This is a genomic window from Streptomyces sp. adm13(2018) (assembly GCF_008042145.1).
Classification (GTDB): Bacteria; Actinomycetota; Actinomycetes; order Streptomycetales; family Streptomycetaceae; genus Streptomyces.
Genome location: NZ_RDBH01000043.1, coordinates 1,328 through 10,727, shown reverse-complemented (window position 1 = coordinate 10,727; position 9,400 = coordinate 1,328). Strand labels below are relative to the sequence as shown.

The following is a 9,400-nucleotide window of genomic DNA, read 5'->3' as shown; positions in this document are numbered from 1 at the left end:
GGGCGGGGGAGAGGAGGTGAAGGACGCCGATGAGGGCGCGGGCGTCGTCGAGGGAGCGCTCGTCCTCGCTGGTGGCCGCCGGAAGGTGGGAGGTGTCTTCCGACAGGTCTTTTTCTGGATGACCGCCGGTGGGCGGGGTGGTCGGCTGACCGACGGCCGGTCTCCGGGGACTCGGTGCGACCTGCGGTGATACGGCGTCGGCGCAGGCGGGGAGGGGTACTCCGGCAAGAATCTTGGCGGCCTGAGCGGACGTCAGCGGGGTACTGGAGACGAGCTGCTGGGTGGCCCAGCGACCGCCGGGGCCCTGAACCCGCCGCTCGTGGACGAACCCCTCCTCCTTGAGCTGGCGTTTGGCACGGGTGAACGCGCAGCCTCCGATGCGGGCCCGCTGGGCGGTCGCGGAGAGCGGCTCGCGGGCGCTGCCGGGGAGTGAGAGCTGCCAGGTGAGAAGGCGGACGGCATCGGAGTTGAGCCGGGGATGCCGGATGAGCTCGTGCGAGAACTGGCTGAAGGCGCGGGAGGGCGCGTTAAAGTGCCGGTAGATCACGGTGGAGGTCCGATCCACTAGTGGTTCAGGCCCTCGTCGGCGGCTGCAACCATCGACGGGGGCTGTTTGGCGTGACCGTAGCGCACGGAGCGTGACGAGGTCGACACGGTGGGCGAAGATCGCCCATGTGAGTGACTGCGAACAGGGGTGGACCTCAACTCCTCCGAAAGGAAAGGGGCGTGATGCGGGGATGAAGACGATCGGGCTGATCGGCGGGATGAGCTGGGAGTCGACGGCGGAGTACTACCGGCTGTTGAACGAGTTCACGCGTGACCGCCTGGGCGGGCTCCACTCGGCGCGGTGCGTGCTCTACTCGGTGGACTTCGCGGAGATCGAGCGGTTGCAGGTCGAGAACCGCTGGACGGAGGCGGGCGAGATCCTGGCCGAGGCCGCCCRGGCGGTCGAGGCGGCCGGCGCGGACATGGTGCTGCTGTGCACGAACACGATGCACAAGGTCGCGGACCAGGTGGAGGCGGCGGTGTCGATCCCGCTGCTGCACCTGGCGGACGCCACGGCGGAGGCGGTGAGAGCGTCGGGACTGCGGCGGGTGGGCCTGCTGGGAACGGCGTTCACGATGGAACAGGACTTCTACCGGGGCCGTCTGGAGGCGGGCGGACTGGAGGTACGGGTCCCGGAGGCCGAGGGGCGGGCGACGGTTCACCGAGTGATCTACGAGGAACTCTGCCGGGGCGTCGTACGGAAGGAGTCGCGGGCCGCGTACCAGGAGATCATCGCGGCCCTGGTAGCCGACGGTGCGGAGGGAGTCATCCTGGGCTGCACGGAGATCGAACTCCTGATCACACCCGAGGACAGCCCGGTCCCGACCTTCCCCACGGCAAGCCTCCACGCGGCGGCGGCGGTGAAGGCGGCGCTCCCTGCCGAGGGGTGACGGGGGGCGAGGTGCCTGTTGGGGCTCGGGTGTGGCCGCCCTCGTTCTGAGTGTGGCGGCCTCCGCCGCCGCGTCAAGGGCGCTCCTTCGTCGCGTCGCTGCGCGATGGGCTGCGCCCACCCTTGACCCGGCGGCGGAGGCCGCCTTTTCACACTCGGAGGGCGGCCTCCGCCGCCGGGTCAAGGGCGGCGGAGGCCGCCTTTTCACACTCGGAGGGCGGCCTCCGCCGCCGGGTCAAGGGGGGCGGGGCTTCAGGCCCCGCTGGTCACCCTTGGTGGGTGGTGGGGAGCGGTCGACGAACGTTTCATGCAGTTTCATCGCCCGATACGGGCGATTAGCCCCCAATRGGGCTTATTCAGGAGYGTGTTACTCGGAGTAGCCCACGGYTACGTTCGTTCACACCCCACCGGGAGTGATCRGCGGGGCCTGAAGCCCCGCCCCGGACGACCGTCACTCGCTGAGCCGGACCCCGACYGCCCCATTCAACGACCGCGCACCCCGAACCGGCGGACGGARKCCCACCGGCYCCSGCCRCAAACCAAGCCCCCACCCACCGACCCGCAGACGCAAGCCGTCCCCGRCCGCTGCCCGAAGCCAGGCGTGGACCCCGGCCCCCGGACCGCCCKCCGAGAGTGTTTTCGCTCCTTCCGGTGGTGGGTCAAGGGTGGAGCGCAGCGGAATCGGCGAAGCCGACGCGACGAAGGAGCGCCCTTGACSCACCRCCGGAAGGAGCGACTCTCGGAAAGAGGGCGGTCCCACCAGAAGCCCACGAACCCGGCCCACCCCAAGGGCCCTCGATCGCCGGGTGCACCCGGCAACCTCAGCGCTCAGAGGCGTCCCGCCAGTAGTCGACGAGCATCTCACCCGGCCAAGTCGGCTGGGCCAAGGGACCACGGGGAAGCATCTCTTGAAACACCGCGACCAGGTCAACAACCTGAGTGCCGTCGTCGGCATCGAGGTCGACGACGTGCAGGTCGCGTCCGTCCACCTTGAGCAGCCTGGGAAAGGAAGTCGCGAGCCGCGCAGGCCGCCGGTGGTTGTGATGAACGAACGTGCCGGTCGCCGGCCACGCGGGGTTGTCGCGGGGGCTGCGCGCGTGAAGGGCGACGTCATCCGGCGATCCGAGGTTGAAGAACCACGTGACCTGGAGGTGAGAGAACTCTTCGATGCCTTGCAGGGTCTCCAAAGGGAACTCGGGCCGCAGACGGATGACCGACTCCACGCCCCCCTTGAAGTCGTCGAGTCGCCCGGAGTGGCCCCCGATCACGTCAGCGATGACTGGCACCTCAATCGACTGAGCAGGCACGACGGGCCCCTTCTTCCTTCTCGATAGCGCCACTTGCGAGGGATGACGGCTGCGGCGGCGTCAGGGTACTCGCTGGAGTACGACCCGAGCTCGTTCGTCGACCTCGGACGCGGCGGGGAGGCGCCGATTGCGGAACGGGGACAGGACGGTACGCATGGTGACGGCGGCTTCGCGTGCTCTGCCGGACTGAACGCCGTCCATCGCGTCCAGGGCCCGAGACCACGCTCGGCAGGCCGCATCGATGTTGCCCTGCTCGGCTTGAACCGCACCCATGTATCCGAGCGTGACGGCATGCGTTCTGCCGAAGGAGTCGGCCCTGCGGAGCCGTACGCTGCTGCGGAAGTGACGCAGAGCCCCGTCCCGGTCCCCCAGCGCCCACAGCGTGCGCGCTGTCTCATGAGCGAGAGATGCCTCCTGGAAGAACCAGACCCGGTGAGGTTCGCTGTCACCCGGCGCTGCCCCGGCGAGATCGGTCTCTGCCTGGCTGATCGCGGCGATGGCACTTCCTCTCTGGCCGTCCACGGCCAGAGCTCGGGCCCGCACGATGCCGATGAGGGCTCGCTCGCGGGAGGTCGCGTGGGTGTATCTCTTACGTTCGACTGAGGCGGTGGCGAGGTCGAGTCCGGCTTTGGTGTGTCCGAGGTCTATGGCCTGATGGGCCATCGCGCGGAGGATGTGTCCGGCGAGGGGGGTGTCGTCGGCTTCGGCGGCGAGCTTGAGCGCGAGAGTGAAGTAGCGTCGCGCGGGCTCGTGGTGAGAGGCGTCGAAACTCATCCAGCCAGCCGTGTACACGGCCTCGGCTGCTGCCGAGTAGAGAGATCGGCGCGAGTTCTCACTGCTGAAGACGCCACCGACGTACTTCGCGACATCGTCAACGATGTACTGGTAGAGGGCGGTTCGACCGTCGACGCCGCCGTGTCGCTGATCACGGCGGGCGAAGAACTCGGTCATCTCGCGTACGGCACGCACCTCGGATTCGCCGACTCTGCGATTCAGAGCGGCTTTTCGGGACCGCGCTCGATGCGGGGCTTCGTCCCACCAGGGATCTCTAGGCAGAGCCAGTCCCCCGACGGAGTAGGCGGCGGCGCCGGTGAGGAGCCGACGGCGTTCGCGGTCCATGCTGTTTCTCCCCAGGTCGACCAGAGTCGTCAGCGTGTCGGTGTCCCACTCGGACCCGGTGACCGTATCCGAAAGATCCACCGCGAGGCCGATCTCCCCGAGTGTGAGGGGGCGTCCCAGCCGTCGCGACAGAGTTTCCCGCAGGATGTCGGCCGCTCGCCCGCGGGGTCGGGTGCCGGCGACCCACATGGCGATGTGCGAGCGCTTGACGGTGAGGAGTTCCTCGATGCCGGCCTCGGCCGCGACCCGTACTACTGCGGCAGCCACCACGGGCTGCGACCAGCCTGTCTCCGAGATCACGGCGGCTAGCTCGTCGTTCCTGCGCGCCATGCTGCACCCCTGTTCACGAGAGACCGACGTTTGACGGGTTTGACGGCATCGGGGTCCGAACGGAGATACCCGCCTGTCACGAATCACGGTTCGCTGAGAGGACACGAAACCACCAACCGACCACGATGGGAGGGCGACTGGTGACTTTCAGCCACGTGGGTGACGAGGGCGATCGAGCGGCCGGGGACTTGTTCGCCACGACCTCTTTCAGTCCGCGCGCCAATCCGGTTGAAGGCACGCAGGTATGCGAACGGCCTGAAGCCCCTTTCATAGGAGTCCTCGCAACTTCGCTCGTCACGTCTTGCCCCACGGGACCCCCGGCCTACTCGCAGACACTCCCGCGCGATGCACGGACCGCTGCAGTCGCCCGCCGGTTGGTTCGAACGGCGTTGACCCTCTGGGGCCTCGATTCGTTGGCCGAAGACGCCACGCTGGTGATGACTGAACTGGTCTCCAATGCAGTCGACCACAGCCGACTCCCATCGATCCGCGTGATCGTGTCCCGGCCTTCCGCGAACGCTGTCCGAGTGGGCGTGGTCGATCGGTCCAGGGCTCTCCCGATCCTGAGAACGGATTCCGACGGCGACGAACCCCGGGGCCGGGGTCTGCTCCTGATCGACACACTCACAGACGACTGGGGTACCGAGCTCTACCGCTGGGGAAAGCAGGTCTGGGCCGAACTGAAGAAAGAAGAGGAAGCAGGAAGGACGGGAGGGCCCTGAGTGCGCGCGTGGGCCCGCTCCTCCGGCGGCGAGCCCACGACCTAAGACGAGGCAGTGCGCCGTGCTATCCGGCTGCGATAGCTGCTGAGTACGTCCACACGTCGGCGGGAATCTCGTGCCTCAGGTTCCAGGTGATCCCCATGGGCTTGCTGCCCTTGTGGTCGACGTACTCGGCTGGGCCCAGCAGCATCCAGGGCTGAGGGCCGCCGATGTCCGTCTTCTTGTAGCGGCGGACGAAGAGGAGGACGTGAGAGCCGTTCTCCTTGTGAGTCTGGTAGCGGACGCCCGTGGGGGACGTTTCCGACGCCTGGTGCTGTGACTCCCAGTGGAAGAGCCTGTCGTTCAGCGCGTAGTCCCGGTAGCGAGTCTGCGGAGAGAAGTCCTTCTCATCCTTCTCTAGTGTGATGAGCAGTGCATCCGTCTCGATGTCCTCGCACCACTTCACGCCCTCGCGGAAGTGGCCCGGCATGAAGCCGCCAATGAATGATTGCCCTAGTGCCGGGAGAATTTCCTCGCGGCTGTAGGAGGCGTGGACCGTCAACGGAAGGACGGCGAGAGGGCCGAGAAGCGGGACCGGGACGTGATCGGTCCGGTCAAGGCCGTAGGCCAGGACCTGGCGAAGTTCGTCTCGGAAGGCGTGCTGCGGACGGAGGGAGTCCAGCGCCTCCTGGTACCCGGAGAAGCCACCCCCCAGGGGCCAGAGCGAGAAGTAGAGCATGCGTGCATAGGCGCGTTCGAGCTCGCTGAGCTCGGTGTAGGCGGGGGCGTCATCTGCAAGGAGCTTCGTGTAGGTCGTGACCCGTCGGGGGTCGTCGACGTGAAGGAACGCGGAAGCCCGCTTCAGGAGCCCTTCCTCACCCTGGGGGCCGGCGTTGGGGAGTAGGCCCGAACGGCGAAGCAGGCCTGTCCAGGAGTTACCGCCGCGGTAGATCTCCTTGAGCTCGCGTCCGCTCTCGGCGAGGTACGGCGAGAGCCGGGACTCGCCGTACCGAGCCACCTCGCGAGCCAGCTGTGTGACGTTGACGCTGATCTGGCTGCGGATGTTGTCGATGATCAGATCCTTGGCCTTGGACTCAAGGATGATCTGGCAGCCGGAGGGCAACTGGGGGAAGTCGTGCTCAATGTTGGCAAGGAGGCGGTTGCGCGTCAGGTTGGTCAGAGCCCGGAACTGCTCCTCGAAACGGAACTCCTTGCGGTGCTGGCCGATGAGGTCCAGCACCGTAAGCACCGCCTTGTCCTGCGTGCGACGCAACCCGCGGCCCAACTGCTGAAGGAAGACCGTCGCACTGGAGGTCGGGCGGAGCAGCAGGAGGGTATCGACATCAGGGATGTCGAGGCCTTCGTTGAACAGGTCAACCGAGAAGATGACCTGAAGCTCACCGGCGCGAAGAGCATGCAAGGCGGCCTTGCGTTCCTGCTGGGGAGTCTCACCAGACAGTGCAAGCGCACGGAGCCCGGCGCGTCGGAAGAACTCTGCCATGAATGTGGCGTGCGCAACGGAGACGCAGAACCCGAGAGCACGCATGGCCCCCGGGTTTGCCACCTTGTCGCGTACGGCCTGAACGACAAGTCGAGCGCGAGCGTCATTGCCCGTGAACAGATCGCTCAGGGCTGAGGAGTCGTACGCGCCTCGTTTCCATGCGACGGCGCTCATGTCGGTGTTGTCGGTGATGCCGAAGTAGTGGAACGGGCTGAGGAGATCGTTCTCCAACGCTTCCCATAGCCGCATCTCGGCAGCGATGCGCCCATCGAAGAACTCGTCCTGCACGTTGCGGCCGTCCATCCGCTCTGGAGTCGCAGTGAGTCCCAGGAACTCCAGGGGGCGGAAGTGTTCAATGATCTTTCGATAGGTCGAGGAGACTCCGTGGTGGAACTCGTCGATGACGATCACGTCGAAGTGGTCGGCCGGCAGTTGCTCAAGCCTCTGCCCCTTTAGAGATTGCACGCTCGCGAAGACGTGCTTCCAACCAGCGGGTACGAGTCCGCTGTGTAGCTCCTCGCCGAAGTTGGCGTCGACGAGTACGTCCTGGTACGTACGTAGCGACTGGCGAAGGATCTCCTGTCGGTGAGCGACAAAGAGCAGTCGAAGGTCGCGGCCGTGCTCTTGCCGGAGCTGCTGCTAGTCCAGTGCGGCCATGACGGTCTTCCCCGTGCCAGTTGCGGCCACGAGGAGGTTGCGGTGCCTGTCGTGCACTTCGCGTTCTACCTGGAGGCGCTCCAGCATGTCCCGCTGGTGCGGGTACAGTCGCACTTCCAGGCCGGACAGCGTGATCCGCTGGTCTGTCCCTGCGCGCTTGCCCTGGCCGGCGACCTGGAGCGCTTCGCTGAGCCGTTCGGCGTCGCGATCGGGGTCGTACGACTCGAAGGCAAGATCGTTCCAGTACGAGTCAAAGGTCGTTTCAAACTTACGGATGACGTCCGGTGTTGCGACGGATGACAGCCGAACGTTCCATTCGAGCCCGTCGAGGAGGGCTGCCTTCGACAGGTTGGAACTTCCGACGTACGCGGTGTCGTAGCCGCTGTCTCGTCTGAAGAGCCAGGCCTTGGCGTGGAGGCGGGTCGAGCGGAGCTCGTAGTTGACCTTCACTTCGGCGTTGAACTGTCGGACGAGACGGTCGAGAGCCTGCCGCTCCGTAGCCCCGATGTAGGTCGTGGTGATGACCCGAATAGGGATGCCCCGCGCATGGGCGGCTTCGAGGGACTGCTCTATGACGCGGAGACCGTGCCATTTCACAAAGGCGCAGAGCAGGTCAACGCGGTCAGCTGTGGCCAGCTCTGCCCGCAGCTCGAAGCCCAGGCTGGGGTCCTCCGGAGCGTTAGTGAGTAGGGCAGCCTCCGCCAGTGGGGTTGCAGGGCGGATTCGGTATACGCCCTGAGCTTCCTGCCTCGCTATCGCAAGGAGCTGGCGGGGACCTTCGGCAACGAGTTCGACCCATTCACGGGCGCCCTCGATGGTGTTCATCGACTCAAGGATGTGATTGGCCGCATGCACGTGTTCTGCGGCAGGAAGGCCTTCCAGGATTCGACGCACTGTGTCTGCCACGTGCTGTGCGAGGACGCGTGGGGAGGACTTGGGGCCGACGACATCGTCGATGGCATGCCAGCCACGTTCGGCGAGAGCCTTCAGCTGGGCTTCGAGCCGCAGGGTCATCAACTGCTCGTAGAGGCCTGAAACCGGCCCGCTGGAGTCCGACAGCTCGCTCATCGTGTTCCCCTCCCTGATCAACCTCCCCATTGGTACCAGGCTTCACTGACAGACTCTGGAGCGGTAGCAGGCTGGTGGGCGGTCACTCCGCCCCGTGGCACTCCCCGTACGTGCGGTCCGAGCCGCACCAGCACAGGTCCGTCCAGGCCGGTGGCCACGTCGTCGCCCTGCCGCGGGCCGCCAAGGTCGTGGCGTATTGGGGGAGTACGTCCGCGTTTGACGGGTGGGTGGATTCCGAGGCCGCGAAGGCTTCGTAGGAGGGGACCGTGGCGCGGACGATGCCCAGGTTCGGGGTGCCCGCCTGGGCCAGTTCGCGGAGGGAGGCCTCGATGTCCGTCAGGTGGGCGCGGTACGTGGGGTACTCCGCTTCCAGTTCCGGGTACGCCGCGAGGAGCTCGTCCAGTTCCGGTTCCGGCCAGTGCAGGACCGCCACCGGGAACGGGCGGGAGAGGGCCGTGCGGTACGTGCCCAGTTCCGAACGGAGGCGGGCGATCTCCGCCTGGAGTTCCGCCGGGTCCGAGGAGCCGAGCGACCACAGCCGCTTCGGGTCGTGCAGTTCGTCCAGGGGGACCTTGCCCGTGTGCAGGCGGTCCGCCCGGTCGTCCCAGTCGTCGTGCTCCAGCGCCAGCATGCGGCGCACGCGGTGGCGGGTGGTGAGGAGGGACTGCGTGGCGTGCGGGAGTTCCGCCGGCGTGACGAGGAGTTCCGCCGCCTCCGTCAGCGTCTGCTCCGCCGCCTCCAGCTCGTCGTGGGTCTCCAGCGTCTCCGCCGCGATCTCCCACGGAGCCGCGTCCGCGGGCCGTGCGCTCCGGATGCCGTCGATGATCGCGCGGGCCTCGGCCTCGTGGCCGTACTCCCACAGGTTCGCCGCCTTGAACGCCCTGATCAGGAGGGGGTCCGTGGTGGCGGAGGACAGCAGGGTGTCGTAGAGGGTCGTTGCCGCCTGGCGGTCGCCCGCCAGTTCCAGGTGGGCCGCGGCCCGGAGGAACAGGGGCTCCCGGTCTCCGGGGTACTGCGCTGCCGTGCGCAGCAGGCGCTCGGCTTCGGTGGCGTGGGCGGCGGGCGTGTCGGGGCGCATGCGGTCCACCGTACTGCTGTACGGGCCTGGAGAGTTGGCGGCCCAGCGCTTATCGTGCCCCGCGTGCGGGTCAGCAGCGGGCAGCGGATACCGGTCGTGGTCCAGTCGCGGGGGCGTCGCCGCGTGGGTGCCCGGGCGCTCTGGGTGGCCGCCGAGACCGTCGTCACCTGTGGCGTCGTCGTCCTGCTCCTCGTGGTCCACCAG

At 67.2% G+C, this 9,400-nt stretch carries 5 protein-coding genes and 2 pseudogenes; 2 read left to right on the top strand and 5 right to left on the bottom strand.

Annotated features, from left to right (window positions below; all coding sequences use genetic code 11):
* Positions 1–547 (bottom strand): annotated as a pseudogene (locus tag EAO70_RS03710) (hypothetical protein); the annotation flags it as partial.
* Positions 548–737: 190 nt separating this feature from the next.
* Between EAO70_RS03710 and EAO70_RS03705 the strand changes: the two are divergent.
* Positions 738–1,436 carry an aspartate/glutamate racemase family protein gene (locus EAO70_RS03705; RefSeq protein ID WP_148001586.1) on the top strand — a complete coding sequence of 233 codons (699 nt, stop codon included), beginning with the start codon at positions 738–740 and terminating at the stop codon, positions 1,434–1,436.
* 820 nt (positions 1,437–2,256) lie between these two features.
* Here the strand turns inward: EAO70_RS03705 and EAO70_RS03700 are convergent.
* Entirely contained in the window at positions 2,257–2,742 is a 486-nt protein-coding gene (locus EAO70_RS03700) for a TrmO family methyltransferase (protein WP_148001585.1), read from the bottom strand.
* A gap of 60 nt (positions 2,743–2,802) precedes the next feature.
* Positions 2,803–4,191: a Tat pathway signal protein gene (locus tag EAO70_RS03695; RefSeq protein WP_261992632.1), complete on the bottom strand. Its 1,389-nt coding sequence runs from the start codon at positions 4,189–4,191 to the stop codon at positions 2,803–2,805.
* A 125-nt stretch (positions 4,192–4,316) separates the two neighbouring features.
* On the opposite strand from EAO70_RS03695, the gene EAO70_RS03690 reads away from it, so the two are divergent.
* The gene (locus EAO70_RS03690; protein WP_148001584.1) at positions 4,317–4,913 is read left to right on the top strand and encodes an ATP-binding protein; all 597 of its coding nucleotides are present in this window, start codon (positions 4,317–4,319) and stop codon (positions 4,911–4,913) included.
* 64 nt (positions 4,914–4,977) lie between these two features.
* Here EAO70_RS03690 and EAO70_RS03685 read toward each other — a convergent pair.
* Both EAO70_RS03685 and EAO70_RS03680 read right to left on the bottom strand, forming a co-directional pair.
* Positions 4,978–8,118 (bottom strand): annotated as a pseudogene (locus EAO70_RS03685) (DUF3427 domain-containing protein).
* 82 nt (positions 8,119–8,200) lie between these two features.
* Positions 8,201–9,196, bottom strand: a complete 996-nt coding sequence (locus EAO70_RS03680) for an SEC-C domain-containing protein (protein WP_148001583.1) — start codon at positions 9,194–9,196, stop codon at positions 8,201–8,203.
* Positions 9,197–9,400: the final 204 nt, after the last annotated feature.

Excerpts from the sequence above, each read along its gene's own strand:
- EAO70_RS03695 (WP_261992632.1), bottom strand. The coding sequence starts at position 4,191 with ATGGCGCGCAGGAACGACGAGCTAGCCGCCGTGATCTCGGAGACAGGC.
- EAO70_RS03680 (WP_148001583.1), bottom strand. The coding sequence starts at position 9,196 with ATGCGCCCCGACACGCCCGCCGCCCACGCCACCGAAGCCGAGCGCCTG.
- EAO70_RS03690 (WP_148001584.1), top strand. The coding sequence starts at position 4,317 with ATGGGAGGGCGACTGGTGACTTTCAGCCACGTGGGTGACGAGGGCGAT.